We start from the raw sequence: 3,632 nt of genomic DNA on the forward strand, positions 1-3,632 counted from the left end.
CGTATCAGGCGCGCCCGGCCGACAACTTCGTTCAAAGTTCGGGATCTCCTCATGGCCGGCTGCTCTCGCCGCCAAAACCATCCAAATCGCTCTGAACGACCGAGTTCGACCCTTTTGGCGGTCGTTCAGTTGCGAGCGTCGCATGACGCGATCTGACCCATTCCGGACATTTGCGTACCGAAACCACGCCCCAAAGCCGACTTTCACGTGTGCGCGTGACGTATGAGCCCAGCACCCATTATTTGCCGCGAGTAGTGGGCATCTCAGCGTCGATACGGTCCGTTCGGATATCTGCCAGCAATGGCGTTGCGAACACAAGTTGATCTCGCCATGCCGCGACGATTTGGGTGCTAGATAGTCGAATACTGAACGGAGGTACAAGGTGTCGAGATTGCATTGCCGGTTCGTATTGCGCACGGGCGCGACCGTCTAGCTCCACCATCTCAGAGTTGCCTGCGAGAATAGAGTCCACCTGATGACTATTGATAGCCGCTTTGATTGGATATGCGGAAACTTGGCGCAAATAATTGCCTTCCACCTCTTCGATGCCGTCCTGCCCCCAAAGTAGCGTCCTTCCGCCGCTGACAAACAGGCCGTGTTGCCGCGACGGCAGCGTGATCATTTGGTTGGACTCTCGATCGATTTGGATCAGTCGCTCGCCGTTTAGCGCCAGGATTGTAGAGCCATTCCGGGCCAGCGCGATTGCGGGCGCGCCCAGATCGACCATCTTGGTTGGCTGCAGCCACCGCTGCATCAAGCGGACACCGGTGCTGCCCTCCGACAGGCGCATCTCGAGATCGAGCTCGGTATCCGCTGCGGTCAGATATTCGAGGGCAACCTCTCCGCTCTCCGGCGCGTCAATCCTTCGTCCGGCAGCGATCATGCCTTCTGGCCCTCGAGGGTGGACGACGATGGTTGAGCCAACGGCGACGCGCTCGAATGTCAGCAGCCATTGACGGATGATAGGCATCCCACGGTCGAGCTCAGGCGGGTCCACCAGCCAGTGCAGTTTGGTTAGCTCCGAAAACACTTCAGTGAAGAGACGGCAATTCACTCGCTCGACGGACAAGGTGAGGTCGTTGGGTATCGCGGGCGCGGTCGGCAGCGGCGCAACTTCGAAACGGCGGATGCCGGCGCTAGTATGCAAATAGAGCCTGCCGCTGTTGCCGGGAACGGGAGCGATCGCCTTCATCTCGACATACTGAACGGGCTCGATCGTAGTTAGCACGTCGAGCGCCCATTGGCCCACTGGTTCCACTGCGCTGGTATGGAAAACACGGACGGGGACGGTGGGCAGTGCCTTCCCCAGAACATTAGCGCCGTCCGCAATGCGAATGCTGGGAATCACGAAATCCTGTCGCCAGCGATTCTCCTTGCAACTGAAGTGACCGTGCCAGACGCCGCCAAGCGTGCCTCCGTTGGGCGTGAATGATCGCGTATGACTGGCCGAGGCGAGCAGAATCGTGCCGGTCACGACTAGCCCCTCCGGGCCTGCATCCGCGGTAAGGACGGTTTGAGGCAGCGCCGGCAGGTCTACCTTTCCTTCGAAGGTCACCGAGGTGTCATCTCCGGAAACCTGCTTCATCTCGTTTCCAACGCTGACATCGTCGAGCGCATCGCCGGCGCCAAGTCGTATGATCTCTCCGACCGCGATCCCTGAACCGATCGCCACGCCAATGCCAACGAACGGATGAATCAAGGCAGCCAGAACAACGCCGCCGAGCCCGCCACTACCGGCCCAGCATCGAAATGAATCCCAGTCCGAGGCGTCAGTGCTGATCCGCAAGTTGAGGCCGAGCGTGCCGTCGGAGGCGCTAGGATCAAGCAACAGGACCGCGCCGACATTGACAGATATGTCGACGTCCCCGAACAGGCCGGGGCAGGCATCGACTTTTTCCAGCCCGACGCCGCCGACGACGCCCCACCGCTCGACAAAGGGAATGTATGCCCATGCAGCACTGGGCGGTTCCTCGATCAAAGTGCCGCCGGGGGATTTCGCTACGCCGCTGTTCAGCGCGTCGCGGACAAAATCAGCGAAGAATTCACCGGATACCCGGATCCGCCAGTTCCCACCCTCCATGGGCGGGTCGGCGACGACCGAAAGTAAATTGTCGGCCAGCCGAGTTCCGAAGCGGGTCATGATGCACTGGTCGCCCGAGACCAGCGCGGCGCCCACCACCTTGACCTGGGAAGGCAAGGATAGTGCGGTGATGCCCAAGGGTACCGGCGCCGGGTAAATGTCGGGCGCTCGGTTCGGGAAGGCAATGCCTGCCAGATCGACCCTGACGCGTCCGGGCTCTGCTGACACAAGGAGCCAGGCTGTCGCCGGGGTGGACGAGCCAAGCGCGCCCGGGTTCGCCCTGAGTTCGGCGATGCTGACATGCCAGACGGTGACTGGCGCCTGTGCCAGAAGCATGCCCGGCGGTGCAATAACGCCCGCCAAAGTATTTGCGAGAGCAACGTCGCCCCATTGCATATCGGACACGAGGCGGTCTGAGCCGAGTGCCAGGAAGGTCGGAACGGGGATTGGCGCCGCCGTCACGATCAGCTTGAGTAACGCGCCAAACTGCGGCTTTTTGAGCGCCACCTCTACAAGTGCCATTGCAACGTCCCTTCTTCACACGGTTCGTATCAGGCGGCTCCCGCGGAATCGGCCCGCAGCATCGTAGCGAGCTTTGAGATCGGGTAGCCCGCAAGGCCATTGGCCAGACCGACGATCAACGCGACTTGCGCGGCAAGCTTGCCATCCTTGGTCTCGTCGGCCAATTCCTTGGCGAGGCTCACCACTTCCTCGACGAGCCTGGCCGGAATTGTCATTTTGCCCGCCGCCGAGTCCCCGGCCTCACTCTGGAGTAGCAAGGCTACCGTTCCAGCGCCCTCCACCACCAAGCGGTGCATTCGTTCTCGTGTTTGGTCGTTCGCAGCGCCAGGGTCGCCGACACGCTCCGAAAGTTCGCGGCTCAGTCTGTCGATGCCGACCACGAGTGAACTCGCCGGGAAGGCCAGCCTGACCATCCGGAAGGGGAAGAGCGAAAGTTGATTGAGGCTTTCCATCGTCGACTCGGACTGGCCCACCGATGACCGCTCCCGGCGAGACAAAATTCGCGGCCGCTCCGATACCGCACCCTTCATCGACGAGATGGCCATCGTTGCTTACACATTCTTGCGCTTGAGCATCAGTGTAGATGCTCGCGCCGTCATGGCCGCCGCCCTTGCAAACCTTTCCCATGTCGAACTCCATCATCCCATTGTGGACATATCCGGACCGCACCATCTGTCCGTAGCTCTCCGTAATAAAATCGGCGCTCCCGAGCTCCACGTGTATGGAAAGTGTAGCAGACCGATTTAAATACTCCCGATACAAACCTATCGGTTAAAGAGCGGACTTGATCTATCGGTAATCCTGCTCGACCAAATCGTTTGGTCGATTTCCTCGAGAAGGGTGATTGGAATTATGGGATACGGAAATCATTCTGTCGTCACCCTATGGGGTGATGCTTTTCTGGTTTTTGTGGTGGCTTGTCCAGCTTTCTGAAAAGTTCACGTGCTAGAGCCTTTCACGTTTTGATGGAAGCGTAGCCGGCGTTTGCGAAGTAGTTGTTGCATTCGGTTGCCTCGATCGTTTCAACGAG

2 protein-coding genes are annotated in these 3,632 nt (G+C 59.7%); both read right to left on the bottom strand.

What is annotated here, in order from left to right; translation table 11 throughout:
* Positions 1-238 precede the first annotated feature (238 nt).
* Positions 239-2,602: a hypothetical protein gene (locus NKI70_RS33645; RefSeq protein ID WP_352726414.1), complete on the bottom strand. Its 2,364-nt coding sequence runs from the start codon at positions 2,600-2,602 to the stop codon at positions 239-241.
* A 29-nt stretch (positions 2,603-2,631) separates the two neighbouring features.
* Complete coding sequence (locus NKI70_RS33650; RefSeq protein ID WP_352726417.1) at positions 2,632-3,147, bottom strand: hypothetical protein; 516 nt, start codon at positions 3,145-3,147, stop codon at positions 2,632-2,634.
* Between the last annotated feature and the right edge of the window lie 485 nt (positions 3,148-3,632).

This window comes from Mesorhizobium sp. M0500 (assembly GCF_040321165.1).
Classification (GTDB): Bacteria; Pseudomonadota; Alphaproteobacteria; order Rhizobiales; family Rhizobiaceae; genus Mesorhizobium.